Source organism: Streptomyces sp. NPDC039465 (assembly GCF_055639315.1).
The window spans coordinates 66,152-80,126 of record NZ_JBVKAP010000004.1; the positions used below are offsets into that span (position 1 = coordinate 66,152).

A 13,975-nucleotide genomic window follows, 5' to 3' on the forward strand; every position below is an offset into this window, starting at 1 on the left:
AGCCCGCGGAAGACCGTGATCTTTGTGCGGGCCACCGAACGGACAGGCCTACTCGTTTGTGTATTCCTCCACCACCGTGGCTCCGAGCTCGCGCACGATCAGGTCGTGACCGGAGAGGGCGGAGTCGACGAGGTCCGGGTCGTCCTCCTCCGGAGTGTCGTCCTCCGGCGCGACCGGCGGCGGCGCGTGGTGCTGGGCGGGCGGCTGCTGGGACGGCTGTCCCTGGGCGTGCCCGGCCTGCCGGGACGGCTGCTGCACGGGCGGCTGCTGCGGCACGGGCGCCGGGGGCTGCATGGGCTGCTGCGGTCCGGGAGCCGGGGCGGCGGGGGCGGCCGGGGGCCGGGAGCCGTATCCGGGGGTGGCCGGCGGGGGCGCGGAGCCGCCCGACGGGTCGATGATCGCCTCGACCTTCCAGTTGACGTTGAACTGCTCGGTCAACGCCTGCTTGAGGACCTCCTCGCTGCCGCTGCTCGCGAAGTTGTCGCGGGCACCGGCGTTGAGGAAGCCGAGCTGGAGAGTGGTCCCGTCGAACCCTGCCACCTGGGCGTTCTGGCTGAGCAGGATCCAGGTGAAGCGGCGCCTGTTCTTGACCGCCTCCAGGATCTGCGGCCACATGTTCCGCACCTGGGCGGCGCCCTGGGCCATGCCCTGGCCGGTCGCGGCGGGCTGCGAGGGCTGCGGGGTCTGCTGTACGGCGGGGGCGGGCTGCGGGGCGGGCCCCTGGCCGGGGGTCCGCGCGCCGGGCCAGGCCCCAGGGGTGGCGGCCCCGGGCCAGGCGCCGGGGGTGGCGGCGGCGGGCTGCGGGGGCTGCGCGGCGGGGGCAGGCTGCGGGGTGGGCTCCTGTACGGGGGCCGGGGCGGGAGCCGGGGTCGGGGCCGGGGGCTGTACGGGGGCCGGGGCCGGGGCAGGCGGGGCCTGGACGTGGGCCTCGGGACCGGGCACGTACCCCATGGCGGGCCCCGGACCGGAGGGCTGGAAGGCGGCCGCCATCGCACCGGCACCGGCGCCCCGCTCCAGCCGGTCGAGCCGGGCCTGCACGGACCGCTCGTCGTCGAACGCGACCGGCAGCAGCACGCGGGCGCAGATCAGCTCCAGCTGCAGCCGGGGCGAGGTCGCGCCGCGCATCTCCGTCAGCCCGGTGTTGACCAGGTCGGCGGCGCGGCTGAGCTCGGCCGCCCCGAAGACGGACGCCTGAGCCTGCATCCGCTCGATCACATCGGTGGGGGCGTCGATCAGCCCCTTCTCCGCCGCGTCCGGCACGGCGGCGAGGATCACCAGGTCCCGCAGGCGCTCCAGCAGATCGGCCACGAACCGCCGGGGGTCGTTGCCCCCCTCGACGACCCGGTCCACGACCTCGAACGCCGCCGCACCGTCACCGGCCGCGAACGCGTCCACGACGGAGTCGAGCAGGGACCCGTCGGTGTACCCGAGCAGAGCCGTCGCCATGGCATATGTCACACCGTCCGCGGCGGCCCCGGCGAGCAGCTGGTCCATCACCGACATCGAGTCACGCACGGACCCGGCGCCGGCCCGCACGACCAGCGGCAGGACCCCGTCCTCGACGGGGATGCCCTCACGGCCACAGACCTCGGCCAGATACTCACGGAGCGTGCCGGGCGGGACGAGCCGGAACGGATAGTGGTGCGTACGCGACCGGATCGTCCCGATGACCTTCTCGGGCTCGGTGGTGGCGAAGATGAACTTGAGGTGCTCCGGCGGCTCCTCGACCACCTTCAGCAGGGCGTTGAAGCCCGCTGAGGTGACCATGTGGGCCTCGTCGATGATGTAGATCTTGTACCGGCTGGAGGCGGGCCCGAAGAAGGCCTTCTCCCGCAGGTCACGGGCGTCGTCCACGCCACCGTGCGAGGCGGCGTCGATCTCGATGACGTCGATCGACCCCGGCCCGTTGCGCGCGAGGTCCCGGCAGGACTGGCACTCCCCGCACGGGGTGGGGGTGGGCCCCTGCTCGCAGTTCAGACAGCGGGCCAGGATCCGGGCACTGGTCGTCTTTCCGCAGCCACGGGGCCCGCTGAACAGGTACGCGTGATTGACCCGGTTGTTCCGCAGCGCCTGCTGCAGCGGGTCGGTGACATGCTCCTGCCCGATGACCTCGGCGAACGACTCGGGGCGGTAGCGGCGGTAGAGCGCGAGAGACGACACGCTTACGAGGTTATAGGCGCCCACCGACAACCGGGACGCCCCAGGAACGCAAGCGCCCCCCACGCACCCGCCAGAGCCGACCTACCCTTGCTGCCTTCCGGCCCTGGGGGAGTTCAGTCAGATAGCGCCACGTGAGGGGCTCCGCCCAGAGTACCCGATCCGAGCCGCCCTCCGACCACCCCCTGAGCCTCGGAGGAGGCCCCCGGGGAACGGGTTCGCGAGCACTCCTCAACGTCTTGTATTGTTTGCGGCGGAGGATTCGCCTAGAGGCCTAGGGCGCACGCTTGGAAAGCGTGTTGGGGGCAACCCCTCACGAGTTCGAATCTCGTATCCTCCGCCAGTGCCTCACCGGGCACTTGAAGACCCCGACCGGGAAACCGGCCGGGGTCTTCTGCATGCCCTGGTCTCACTTCCGGTCTTTTTTATCTCCGACATTCACGACATCTCACACGGTGTGCCAGGGACCGCCCTCACTCCGGCCCATCAGGAGCTCCCCTCCGTGGGTGAACCCCTTCCGAGTGCCGACGGCGGACCCATCGAATGCGCAATCCTTGGCTCCACTCGGGCCGCTTGTCCCCAGCCGCGTTCCCGGCCTCGCGAGGTGTTCCCCATGACGTCCCTATCCACGGTGACAGCCCGGCTGGGCGGTCTCGACGCCCCACAGCTGGCGCGCGTACTCGGGATGCGGAAGGACGCCGCGGTGCCACCGGAGCCGCGCTCCATGGAGGAACTGTCGGAACGTCTTCTGCGACCCGGCTCGGTGGCGCTCGCCTTGCCGCAGCTTCCCCTGCCGTGCCTCCAGGTGGCCGAGGCCCTGGCCGCCTTGGGAACGCCCATGTCGCGCGGCGCCCTGGCGAGGGCGCTGGGAGCGACGGCAGCCACTGCCACTCGGGAACTGGACGGCGTGCTGGAGACTCTGGCCGATCATGCCCTGGTCTGGCCGGACAGCGACGGAAGGCTCCACATGGCCGCGCCGTTGCGGCAGGCGTGGGAGACGCCCCTGGGGCTGGACGCTCCGCTGGAGGAGCTTCTGGAAGGCGTGACCTCCGAGGAGCTGCGCGGCATGCTCGCGGCACTGGGCATCAAGCCGCCCGGCACCAGGCAACAGCGCACGGCCGCCGTCCTGGAACACCATGGCGATCCGCAACGCGTCGTCTCCGTGATCGCGAAGGCCCCTCCGGCCGCCCGGCAGCTGCTTGAGCGCCGAGCGAAGTCCGCACCGCGAGAAACGGAGTTCATCATTTTCGGAGCTCCCGAGGCCGCTTCCCGGCCGGACGAGCGATGGGCTCTGGACCGCGGCTTCCTGGTCCGGAACCGCCACGGATACGGGCCGGCCCGCATGCCCGTCGAAGTGGCGCTCGCGCTGCGCGGGCCCGACTGGCATGCCCCGTTCGCGCCCGTACCGCCTGCCCCGGAGCTAGTGTCCGTCCCCGCGGTGGAGGTGGACCGGGAGGCAGCGGCAGCTGCCACGGCGTTCGCGGCCCACGCCGCCTCGCTCCTGTCAGCCTGCTCGGCGGCTCCCCCGGCCCGGCTGAAGTCCGGCGGGATCGGCGCACGTGAACTGGCTCGGATCGGCAAGGCGGCACAGGCCGACGACGCGGTGGTACGCATCACCCTGGAGATCGCGTACTCGGCCGGGGTGCTGGCCGCGGACGGCAACCGCGTCGCACCCACCGCGGCGTACGACACCTGGGCGGCGCAGGAACCCGCAGCGCGGTTCGCCGAGCTGCTTCACACATGGTGGAACCTGCAGTTCACTCCCTCGCAGGCCCGCGACGAGGACAACAAGGCGCTCCCCGCCGTGGCCGGGGCTCCTCCCTGCGGCGGCTGTCTACAGGCTCGGCGCGGGCTGCTCGCAGCGGCGGCAACGCTTGCCGAAGGTCAGTGCGTGAAGGCCGCCACGGATCTGGGGCCGCTCGTGGCATGGCACCGTCCGCTCGCTCATCTGTCGTTCCACGACGAGACGCCTTTCGCCGCGGCGGTCCGCGAGGCCGAGCTGATGGGCGTCATCGCCCGAGGCGCCCTCTCCCGGCTCGGTGCGGCTCTGCTGGCCGGTGACACTGAGGAACTGACCGCCGCCTGCCGGCTCCTGCTGCCCGAGGCCACCGACACGGCCCGGCTCGGTGGCGACCTCACGGCCGTCGTCACCGGCACGCCCTCGGCACGCCTCGCGGAGTTCCTGGATGCGACCGCGGACCGGGAGATCAGCGGCACGGCCTCGGTATGGCGGTTCAGCGCCGACAGCATCCGCCGCGCACTGGACGCCGGCCACGCTCCGGACGAGATCTCGGTCGAGCTGACCGCCATCGCCGACGGCGCTCTGCCACAGCCCCTGTCCTATCTCATCGCCGATGCCGCACGCCGCCACGGCCACGTGCGCGTCACCCCCGCCGCCTGCGTCATCCACGCCGACGAACCGGCGCTCCTGGCCGAGCTCGCCGCCCACCGGGGACTCTCCGCGCTCGGGCTACGGCAGCTCGCCCCGACGGTGCTCGTCAGCGACAGCCCGCCCGACAAGACCCTGTCCGCGCTCCGGGACCAGGGCTATGCCCCCGTCGCCGAGGCCCCGGACGGGACCGTACGCATCGAGAAGGTGCCCCCTCGACGGGCCGCCGCCGTTCCGGCCCCGCGGAAGGCCGCCACCAAGGCCGGCACCGGACGCTCGACGTACCGAGCGGCGGAGGCGTCGGCCGCCGAGTCGTACGCCGTGGTGGCCCGGCTGCTGACCGCCCCGCCGACCGCCCCGGAGCCCGATCCCTTCGGCACCGGGGTCCCCTTCGGTACGGATACCGAGGAGATCGTCGCCGGGTACGCGAAGCAGCTGACGTACACAGACGTCCGCCAGCTCTGCCACGCCATCGACACCGGTATGGCCATCACCGTCGAATACGTAGCCGCGTCGGGAAGCCGCACCGTGCGCACCCTCAGCCGCCTCGAACTCGACCCGCCCTACCTCGAAGCCTGGTGCCATCTGCGTGATGCCGAACGAGTCTTCACGCTGTCCCGCGTCCACGGCGTCATGCCCGCGTAGCGCGATGACCTTCTGGATATACTTAACGCGCAAGCTGATATCACAGGAGGTGCCTGGATGAGTCGAACCGTGATCGACCTCGATGACGAGCTGCTGGCCGACGTGGCTCAGGCTCTCGGGACCAGCACCAAGAAAGAGACGGTCAACACCGCCCTGCGCGAGGTGCTGGAGAACCGGCGGCGGGCCCTGGCGCTCACCAGGCTGCGGGCTGCCGCCGCAGACGGCTCCTTCGACCTGGACCTCTTCGAGGACAAGCGGAACTACCGGCGGTGAGCGCGGCACAATTCCTGATCGATACCAGCGCACTCGCGCGATTCCTGCGCGGCGACGCCGAACAGTACGGCTGGGACCAAGCAGCGGCGGCCGGGCTCATCGCGACCTGCCCGATCAACGAGCTGGAGTTCTTCTACAGCGCCCGCTCTGCCGCGGACCGTGCGCGAGGCATCGAGGACATGCGGCTCGTATTCAGCTGGGTACCTGTCGACGACCGGGCCTACGACCGCGCCTGGCGAGTCCAAGAGCTGTTGACCCAGCGTGGACAGCATCGCAGTGCAGGCGCAGTGGACCTCGTCGTTGCCGCCACGGCGGAACTGCAGGGGCTCACCCTTCTCCACCGCGACCACGACTTCGACTGCATCGCCGCCGTCACAGGCCAAGCCACGCAGTGGTATGGCCCGGAGGCCGGTAAATGAACGTGCGCCTGGCGGTCTCAGTCCTGGTCTCATTCGCCCCCGTCCGGAGCTGTTCGGACGTGGCCAGGCTGGACGCTCCGCCGCAGATCAGGGCGGGTACGGATCGCTCCGTACCCCCGTACGAACATTTGGAAAGCGTGTTGGGGGCAACCCCTCACGAGTTCGAATCTCGTATCCTCCGCCAGTGCCTCACCGGGCACGTTGTCGAAGGGCCCCACCGCTTGCGGTGGGGCCCTTCGACATTGGGTGCGCACAGCGCAAGCACGAACCAATGGGAGTGACTCCCGTCACATTGGCCGGCATCCTCGGTCAACAGGCGGTGGCAGTCGCCGCTGGGCACGCACTGCCACCCCTCCTGACCGCCCTGCGGGAGCTCTCCTACTCGGTGGGTGGGGTGTCTGTACCGGCGGCGCTGGAGCCGGCGGCGAGAGTGGTTGCCACGGACTTGAACCAGGCTCCGGAGGGGAAACCTCCATGCCCAGCTCGGCGGCTGTCAGGGCGTCCTCCGGCTCCTCCAGCGGGAGCGCGATCAGCTCGTGGAGCTCGCCGACGAGCCGGGCCACGAGGTGCGGATCGGTGGTCGCGGCGTAGTCGGCCACCGCGGCCTCGTGGCCGGGGAACTCGTCGACGACGTCCTGCGAGAACCAGCCGCCCAGCAGCTGCCCGGTCTCGGGGAAGCGCGCAGCACCCGCCCGACGGGCTCCTCCCGGGACGGCCACGCTGCCTCGATGGTGAGCCGGGCCCGGGTCCCCTGCGCCAGCCAGCGGTGGATGACCTGCTCATTGGCGGTCACCACGGCCTGGGTGGCCCACTGGGCGGTCTCCCGGTCGGGGTAGGTGGCGGATCGGGTCAGCGGGGCCGGGGCATTCGCCCCGGGGAACGTTCTCAGTTCGCGTTGAACGACCAGAAGACCCCGACCTCGTCCGCGCTCACCGCGATCAGGCCGAGGTCCATCATGTGGTCGGTGAAGGCGCGGCCCCCGGCGAGTTCCCCGGCCAGGAAGTCCGGCGAGTCGGAGGTCCGGGCCAGGTCGGAGGAGGTCAGGAAGACCGCGTCGGCGCCGAAGCGGTCGAGCACCGTCCGGGCGTCGGCCAGCACCTGGTCCCGGTCCGCCCGGGTCCGGACCAGGGACGTCTCGAAGAACCACTCCTGGGCCAGCGAGGCGAGCAGCTCCACGGCAGCGTCGGCGGTGACCGGGTACGTCCAGGCGCGCACCTCTTCGGCCGTGAGTGGCAGGAAGGGATAGGAGGGGCGGACGTTCTCGCGCACCTCCCTGTCGATCTGCCACTCCAGCACGCAGCCGCCCCGAGGGTCGACGACCGTCCGGTCCATGACGGCCAGGACGTCCTGCGCCCAGTCCTCGTGCAGGCGTGGCCCGGTCATGGCGAAGGAGTAGACGTCGTCGAGGAGCCGCCTCAGCGCGGCGTCCCAGGCACTGCTGTGAAGGGGGTTCATCTGGCTTCCGGTTCGGTCGCTCACGGAGACGGCATGGACGTGTAGATCACGTAGGGCGGGTCGAGCCTGGAGTCGTACTCGATCCCTGCTCCATCCACCGCTGCGGAGCTTGAAGTCCTCCAGGTCGCGGGCGCCGAAGCCGTGGGCGCGGGCGACGACGGCCTCGAACTTCGGGGAACTGAGGTCCGCCTCCTCCAGGGCGGGCCTGAGCGCCTTCACCCTCCTGGTGAGGTCCTCCAGGATCTTCGTGGCCGCCTTCCGCAGCGCCCTCTTGACCTCCTCGAAGGCGTCGTGGTTCAGCTCGACACGCAGCTTCGGCGTACTCGTACAGGAGGTTGGCGATCGCCGTGGCGGTGTCGTTCAGCACCGTCATCAGCGGCTGGATCACGCTAGGCGGCGACCGGATGGGGCCGGGTGTACCACCTCGTCGGTGGATGGCCCAGAAACGGGCCTTCGCCCTGGTCCCGGCCCCCTCGCGTCAGCCCGCCGGGGTGGACGGGGCCCCCGGGAGAGGGCTGATGCCCGGTTCGAAGTGGGCGCGGAGGTAGATGCGGGTGCGCTGCGGGGTGTAGTCGTGGGCGTACAGGCGGACGCAGCGCTCCTCCGAGGTACCGGCGGGGGGCTCGGTGGACTCGGGGGCGGCTGGGCAGACGTAGCCGTAGCGCAGGCCGTCCTTGAACGTCTCCGGTTCCGGCAGGCCGAGGTGGGCGAAGTCGTGGGGCTTGACGTCGGTCTGGGCGGCGGTGGGCTCCAGCCACTTGCCGGACGGGGGGTTCGCCTTCAGGTAGGCCTCCGCCTCGGGCTTCGTCAGCGTGAAGGTGAGCAGGCCCTTGTCGAACTGGGAGGTGATCTCGTACGCCGCCTGGGGCGACCCGGCCGTCGCCGGGACGGTGAGGCCCATCTGCTTGCTCATCCACTTCGGCGTGATCCCCGGGGCCCACTTACCGTCCGACGACCGTTCCGCCGCCCGGCCGCCGGAGGTGGAGCCGCCGGACGTGTCGCCGCCACACGCGGTCAGGGCCGCCGCGAGGGCCAGCACGCCGGCGGCCACGGCGACGACGCGCCGTGTCCGGTGTGCGTAGAGGTTGTTCATCGGACGGGCGTCCTTCCCGGCGGGCGGTGCGTCGTGCGGTCCTGCTGTTGTTCTCGGGCGGGGTTCTCGCGGCCGTCCCTGCTCTCGCCGGGGCCCGGCAGCGGGTCGCCGTTGGGCGCCGAGGAACCGAGATCGTAGTGCTTGACGCTACTGCTGCCCGACATGTCGAACTCCTGGGCGTAGCCCACGCGGTGCAGCTTGGCCATTTCGCCGTCGGGGATGTTCATCGGGCCGACGTTGACGCCCTTGCCCTCGTCCCAGTTGTAGCGGTCCCAGACGTTCGCCTGGTAGTCGATGCTGATCTTGGGGTTGCCGTTGGCATCCGGAACGGCCGTCACCACGCCGGTGACGTTGCTGTTGGCGCCGCCCACCGCGTAGAACCAGTTCTCGTTGACTCCCTGGCCGAAGTAGAAGCCCTCGGGCTGCTTGGCCTCGACCGGGAAGGCGACCGGCTTTCCGCCGTTCTTCCTGAACTCCTCCAGGGCCTGCTGGCGCCAGTCGTCCTGGTTCATCCGGATCGTGTCGTCGACGTACGTCTTGAAAGAGGGGACGTCCGACATCATCTTGTCGACGGGCAGGTCCATGGGCTTGCCGCTGTTGTTCAGATAGTGCGCCATGTGACGGGACGCGTCCGTCATGCCCTTCCAGTCGGCGCCCTCCGCAATCAGTTCCATCTTCTGCTTGGTGACCCACTGGTCGAAGCCCGGCGACTCGGAGTCGTACTTTCCGGCGCCCGCGTCCGCCGCGATCTGCGGCATGGTGGGGTTCAGAATGCCCGCCGCCATCAGCTTGTCCTTCTGGGACAGCCAGAGCTGCGCCCGCGCCTCGGGGCTGAGGGAATCCCACAGGCGACGCAGCTCGGCCTGCTGCTTCGGGTTCGCGTCCTTGCCGAGCGCGGCCAGTTCCTTCGCCCGCGGAAGCTGCTCCTCGTCGAGGGATGTGTACTTCGCGTGGCCGGCGTTGTACGGGTCGTTGCCGTGGCTCTTGCGCAGCGCGCGTACGGCCGCCGCGTCGACCTCGGCGGCGTGCTGGACGATTCCGGTGAGCGTGTCCGCGTACCACCGGATACGGTCCTTGGTGCGCTGGTCGGGGCCCTCGGCGGTGCACATCGCCTCCGAGACGCGGACCGTGCCGCCCGGGCCGTCGAAGACGATCAGTCCGGGGTCCGGCGGATTGTGGGACGGGTCGCCCTTGCGCGCCGAGTCGGTGAGGGTCTTCGCCTGCTTCTGGTAGCGCGTGAGCTCGCCGTGGGCGTCGGTGAGGACGGCGGCGATGCTCACGGCCTCCGCGTGGAGGTCGGAGAACTCCTTGGCCGACTTGCGGACGAAGTCCTTGGTCACGCTGGCGTTGACGCCCTTCCAGCGGGCTTCGTCGGACTTCTTGGTCAGGCCGTCCCGTGCGACGGTCGTGAGCTTGGCCAGTTCGCCGGCCATCGTCGTCCAGTCGGCCGCGGCGGTGCCCAGCTTGGAGAGGTCCAGGGCCATGAGGTCGGAGTACGAGAAGTTTCCCATGGCGCTTCCTACTTGAAGTAGTCGTTCAACGCGGACACGGACACCGGTCCCGTACGGCCACCGATCTCGGTGGCGATCCTGGCTTCCTCCTGCTCGTGCGAGTTCTTGCTGTAGTTGAGGTGGTTGGAGATGTGCGCGCAGGCCTGCAGGACGTGCTTCACCTGCGAGGTCCATATCTCGACGGTCGACTCCAGCTCCGAGCCGAGCCCGAAGTTGTGGCTCTTGAGCGCGGCGGCCGCCTGCATGGTGGTTCCGGACCCGTTCTTGTCCGCGCCCGTCCCCGCGATGTCCGCCTTCTTCTTCAGCTCGCTGTGGAGAACGAACGCCTCGTGACCGACGGCCCCGAGGTCGTCCTGGTACACCATGAGGTCCGAGTCGCTGGACCCTCCCGGCGCGGCCTGATTCAGCCGCATCCGCGTGGCCTGCCCCTCCGACGCGGCGGCCTTCGCCTTCTCCCACTCGTCCCAAGCCAATTCGTCCCCCGTTCCGTCCCCCGTCGACCTGCGGCGGGCCTTGCAACGGCTTTCTGTCGTCGCTCGCGCAAACCTATCAACCCACCACAGGCGACGGGCACTTCACATCAGGGCTTCAGGTGGGACAGGACCGCCTCGACCGCCGTTGTCACCACCGTGCGGGACTCCGGGGTGAGGTCGATGGTTTCGAAGCCGTGGTGGGCGTTGGGGGCGTCGATGAGGTGGAGGTTCGCGTTTGTCGTGTTTGCCGCCGTGACGAAATCTTCCACAGTCGCCGCGATCTCGGGGATCTCCAGGCCCGCCCTGGTCAGCACGATCGGCAGGTCGCCCGCCGTGCGGACCGCGGTCGCCGGGCGGAAGCGGGCATCCACGCCCGGCCAGCTCGTCAGGGGGGCGAGCACGGGATACGTGGCCGCCAGGCAGCGCAGCCACGGCGGGGGTGCCGCCAGCCAGTCCGTGGTGAGGAGGCCCGCGCCGGAGAAGTGCCACAGGGCGATCCGGTCCGGGTCGACGCGGGGATCCGCGCGGACGAGCTCGACGGCCTCGGTGATGTCGTCGAACGCGCGGGGGTAGTCACCCAGGCCGTGCAGGCGGTGGTCCACCGTCACACCGACCGCCCCCAGGCTCGCCACGTACCGCGCGTAGCCCGTGTAGAGCGGCCAGTCGCGGGGCGTGGGCCGCAGGTCGGCGGGGAGCGGGCCGCCGTGGACGAAGATGACCGCCGGGCGTGGGCCGTCCCCCTCCGGGAGGTGGAGGTCGACCCGGCCCGTCCGCTCGCGCGGGCACTCCGGTACGTCGAGGGGGAAGGGCCGGAGGTACGGGTGCTCCTCGTCCGCCGGCGCGGTCAGCCGGTGCCCCTCGCCCGCCGCGGCCCGCAGCAGTACGTCGGCCAGCTCGTCCGGCACCGACAGCATCGGCCAGTGCCCGGTCTCCAGGTCGAAGAAGCTCTTCTCGGGGACGGCCAGCGCCCGGAACTGCGGCGGTCCGGACTCCACCAGTGACTGGACCAGCGCGATGTTCAGACCGTTGCCGGTGCAGAACACACCGGTCGACGGCAGCTCCGCGGCCGCCCCCGTCAGCCGCAGCGGCCGGGTGAGCGTGCCGGCCGGCTGCGGGGCGGCCAGCCGGGTCAGCCGGGCCAGGCCCCGCTCCGGCACCCCGTCCGTACTGCCCCAGCGCTCCCACGCCTCCGCCTCCGCCGGCGCCGGGATCCGCCACTCCTCGCCGGACGCCAGCAGATCGCGTACCTCCTGGTCGGGTACGAGCCCGAGCGGCACGTCGCCGTCCTGCGGCGCGCCCGCGTCCAGGTGGACGATCCGGGCGATCCGCTCCGGGCGGCGGTCCGCGGCGCCCAGGACCGGATGGATGCCGTAGCCGTGGCCGACGATCACCAGCTCCGCAGCGTCCACGTGGTCGATCAGCTGGACCACGTCCTCCACATGGGTCTCCAGGTCCGTCCCCGGCCCCGCCAGATGGCGCCGGTCGCCCATGCCGGTGAGCGTCACCGGATGCACCTCCGCCCCCGCCCGCCGCAGCCGCGCCGCCGTCTCCCGCCAGATCCAGCCACCCGTGAAGCACTCCGACACCAGCACGAACGCCGTCTGCGCCGTCATGACCGGCCCCCTCTCCCTCTGCGTATCTCGGTCCGCGCGGTCGGCCCGCCGGGCTGTCCGCGCTCGCCGGTACGGTAGGAACTCCCCCTGAGGGAGGTTCAAGTCGTGGTGTCCGACGGCACGTGGAGCATCGGAGAGCTCGCCGAGCGCGCGGGTGTCACCGTCAAGACCGTCCGCTTCTACTCCGACCGCGGTCTGCTGCCCGAGGCGGGCCGCAGCTCGGGCGGCCACCGCCGGTACGGCCCCGAGGCGCTCGACCAGATCCGTCTGATCCGTTCCCTGCGCGCCCTCGACCTGCCGGTGCCCGAGGTGGGCCGCATCCTCGACCAGGGGGGCGGCGCGGACGGGGCGGTGGAAGGCGCCCTGGGGAACTCGTTGGGGAACGCGCTGGAGGACGCCATCGCACGGCAGTTGGACGATCTCGGCGCCCAACTGACCGCCCTGCGCTGGCGGGAGGCCGCGCTCCAGCTGCTCCACGACTGCCCGCCCGCCGAACGGCCCGAGCGGCTGCGGCTGATCGGCGCTGTGTCCGTGCCGCCGAGCACGGACGCTGTCGCGCGTTTCTGGCGGCGCTGGCTGCCCGTACGGCTCCCGGCCCGGCAGGTCTCCGCCATCCTCGATCACGCGGTGCCGCAGCCCCCGCCGGACCCGAGCCCGGCGCAGGTCCTCGCCTTCGCCCGGCTGCACGCCTTCGTCACCAGGGACTGCGGCGGCGGCGACCACTGCCAGCCCGCCGCCCACCAGACCGACGAGGGCTACCGCCCGTCCGTCCTCTACGACGGCCTCGTCGAGGCCTTCGCCCTGGCCGCACCCGACCTGCGAGCCGGACGGCTCCCGCGCGCGGGCGAGGCGCTGGACTGCTTCGTCGCCGCGTACGCGCGCGCGTGCGGGCTGCGTGACACTCCCGGCTTCCGCCACCGCCTCGGCGGCCAGCTCGCCGCGGACCCCCGCATCGACCAGTACTGGCAGCTCGTCGCCGAGATATCGGGCCCCGCGGAGCCGAACCCGGGTGTCTCCCACGACTGGCTCCGCGCCGCACTGGACGCGGAGCTCGCCTTGGGGGCGTAGCCCGTACGGCGTGAGGGGTCAGCGGCGGGACATTGACCGAACGCCGTACGGGTGTCGAACGCCGTACACCACGGGGCACAGTGTGCGCACTCGGCTATCCTGGCCGCGCCACGGACGAACGAGGAGACCGCGATGCCAGCCGACAAAGCCGACAAGCAGCCGTACTCGTCGGTGTGGACCCGCCCGGAGCGCCGCCGACGGGAACAGCCGTCGCTGAGCCGGGACCAGATCGTCTCCGCGGCCCTCGAACTCCTCGACGCCGAAGGCATCGACGCCCTCAGCATGCGCAAGCTCGGCACCCGGCTGAACGCCGGCGCCACCTCGATGTACTCGCACGTCGCCGACAAGGGCGAGATCATCGAACTCGTCGTCGACGAGGTCTACGGCGAGATCGACGTCCCGGACCCCGACGGCCCCGACGACTGGCGCACCGCCACCACCCGCTGCGCCCAGAGCTTCCGTACGGCCTTCCACCGCCACCCGTGGATGGTCCATGTGCTCGGCGAGATCGGCGTCGCCGCGCTGGGCCCGAACCTGCTGCGGCTCTCCGAGGGGTTCCTCGGCGTGTTCGAGAAGGCGGGGTTCTCCCTGGAGGCCGCCGACCAGGCGACCAACACCGTCTTCTCCTACGTCATCGGCATCGCCGGCAGCGAGGCGGCGTACCTCGCGATGCTCGCGCGCAGCGGCCAGAACGAGCAGGAGTGGGCGGAGGCCCTGTGGCCGGCCGCCGAGCGGGCCGTACAGCCCTTCCCGCGCCTGCGCGAGCTGTACACCACGAAGCGGAGCGCGACCGCGGGCGGCTTGCGCGAGGACAACTTCGAGGTCGGCCTCGCCTGCATCCTCGACGGGGTGGCGGCCCGGCTGGGGCGTGAAGGGTAA

General features: G+C 71.3%; 12 protein-coding genes, 1 tRNA gene, 1 other RNA gene and 1 pseudogene. 6 read left to right on the top strand and 9 right to left on the bottom strand.

Translation table 11 applies throughout. The features are described from left to right. Positions 1-48 precede the first annotated feature (48 nt). Positions 49-2,160, bottom strand: coding sequence for a DNA polymerase III subunit gamma and tau (locus tag ACZ7LT_RS14715; protein WP_471236412.1), 2,112 nt, complete (start codon positions 2,158-2,160; stop codon positions 49-51). A gap of 45 nt (positions 2,161-2,205) precedes the next feature. Beyond that, an RNA gene (gene ffs / locus ACZ7LT_RS14720) (signal recognition particle sRNA small type) lies at positions 2,206-2,304 on the bottom strand. 108 nt (positions 2,305-2,412) lie between these two features. On the opposite strand from ffs, the gene ACZ7LT_RS14725 reads away from it, so the two are divergent. The 4 genes from ACZ7LT_RS14725 to ACZ7LT_RS14740 all read left to right on the top strand — a co-directional run bounded on the left by ACZ7LT_RS14725 (position 2,413) and on the right by ACZ7LT_RS14740 (position 5,883). After that, a tRNA-Ser gene (locus tag ACZ7LT_RS14725) sits at positions 2,413-2,500 on the top strand. A 270-nt stretch (positions 2,501-2,770) separates the two neighbouring features. Next, positions 2,771-5,191, top strand: coding sequence for a helicase-associated domain-containing protein (locus ACZ7LT_RS14730; protein ID WP_471236413.1), 2,421 nt, complete (start codon positions 2,771-2,773; stop codon positions 5,189-5,191). Positions 5,192-5,248: 57 nt separating this feature from the next. Next, a complete protein-coding gene (locus ACZ7LT_RS14735) occupies positions 5,249-5,464 on the top strand; it encodes a type II toxin-antitoxin system VapB family antitoxin (protein WP_356779433.1) in 216 nt (71 codons plus the stop codon). Then, positions 5,461-5,883: a PIN domain-containing protein gene (locus ACZ7LT_RS14740; protein ID WP_471236414.1), complete on the top strand. Its 423-nt coding sequence runs from the start codon at positions 5,461-5,463 to the stop codon at positions 5,881-5,883. Before ACZ7LT_RS14735 ends, ACZ7LT_RS14740 begins: the two co-directional genes overlap by 4 nt. A gap of 287 nt (positions 5,884-6,170) precedes the next feature. Here the strand turns inward: ACZ7LT_RS14740 and ACZ7LT_RS14745 are convergent, their stop codons facing one another. From ACZ7LT_RS14745 to ACZ7LT_RS14775, 7 genes and pseudogenes are all read right to left on the bottom strand, one after another. Next, complete coding sequence (locus ACZ7LT_RS14745; RefSeq protein WP_471236415.1) at positions 6,171-6,602, bottom strand: contact-dependent growth inhibition system immunity protein; 432 nt, start codon at positions 6,600-6,602, stop codon at positions 6,171-6,173. Beyond that, positions 6,566-6,736: pseudogene (locus ACZ7LT_RS14750) on the bottom strand (RNase A-like domain-containing protein); the annotation flags it as partial. The pseudogene ACZ7LT_RS14750 and the gene ACZ7LT_RS14745, both read right to left, overlap by 37 nt. A 32-nt stretch (positions 6,737-6,768) precedes the next feature. Beyond that, on the bottom strand, positions 6,769-7,557 hold the full coding sequence (locus tag ACZ7LT_RS14755; protein WP_471236416.1) for a hypothetical protein: 789 nt from the start codon (positions 7,555-7,557) through the stop codon (positions 6,769-6,771). Between the two features lie 259 nt (positions 7,558-7,816). Then, the gene (locus tag ACZ7LT_RS14760) at positions 7,817-8,431 is read right to left on the bottom strand and encodes a hypothetical protein (protein ID WP_471236417.1); all 615 of its coding nucleotides are present in this window, start codon (positions 8,429-8,431) and stop codon (positions 7,817-7,819) included. Then, positions 8,428-9,942 (bottom strand): hypothetical protein, encoded by a 1,515-nt coding sequence (locus ACZ7LT_RS14765; RefSeq protein WP_471236418.1) that lies wholly within the window; start codon positions 9,940-9,942, stop codon positions 8,428-8,430. Before ACZ7LT_RS14765 ends, ACZ7LT_RS14760 begins: the two co-directional genes overlap by 4 nt. 8 nt (positions 9,943-9,950) lie before the next feature. Next, positions 9,951-10,415, bottom strand: coding sequence for a hypothetical protein (locus ACZ7LT_RS14770; RefSeq protein ID WP_471236419.1), 465 nt, complete (start codon positions 10,413-10,415; stop codon positions 9,951-9,953). 107 nt (positions 10,416-10,522) lie between these two features. After that, complete coding sequence (locus tag ACZ7LT_RS14775) at positions 10,523-12,028, bottom strand: alpha/beta hydrolase (protein ID WP_471236420.1); 1,506 nt, start codon at positions 12,026-12,028, stop codon at positions 10,523-10,525. A 105-nt stretch (positions 12,029-12,133) separates the two neighbouring features. Here ACZ7LT_RS14775 and ACZ7LT_RS14780 point away from each other — a divergent pair, with 105 nt between their 5' ends. Then, positions 12,134-13,096 carry a helix-turn-helix domain-containing protein gene (locus tag ACZ7LT_RS14780; RefSeq protein WP_471236421.1) on the top strand — a complete coding sequence of 321 codons (963 nt, stop codon included), beginning with the start codon at positions 12,134-12,136 and terminating at the stop codon, positions 13,094-13,096. 132 nt (positions 13,097-13,228) lie between these two features. Next, positions 13,229-13,975, top strand: coding sequence for a TetR/AcrR family transcriptional regulator C-terminal domain-containing protein (locus ACZ7LT_RS14785; RefSeq protein WP_471236422.1), 747 nt, complete (start codon positions 13,229-13,231; stop codon positions 13,973-13,975).